General features: G+C 39.8%; 1 pseudogene. It reads left to right on the top strand.

Annotated elements, in window-relative coordinates:
- Positions 1–259 (top strand): annotated as a pseudogene (locus Q0951_RS17080) (hypothetical protein); the annotation flags it as partial.

The raw sequence follows: 259 nt of genomic DNA, 5'->3' as shown, positions 1-259 counted from the left end.
GAGGATTAACAGGTGTGTCAATTAATACCGATGGTACGATAGATATACCAGCAGGTTCAACATCTGGTACATACACAGTAACTTATCAAATCTGTTTAGATGTAGATAATACCATTTGTGATACAGCTGATGTAACTATCGAAGTTGATCCAAGTATCAATGCAGAGAATGACGATTTCAGTGGAACACCAATCGATTCTGCCGCAGGCGGAACGACAGCAAGTGTATTTGATGACAATGGAAATGGAACAGATACAGC

It is taken from the genome of uncultured Psychroserpens sp. (assembly GCF_947501425.1).
Taxonomy (GTDB): domain Bacteria; phylum Bacteroidota; class Bacteroidia; order Flavobacteriales; family Flavobacteriaceae; genus Psychroserpens.
Note: the sequence above shows the minus strand (reverse complement) of the source record. Positions and strands in the feature narration are given on the sequence as shown.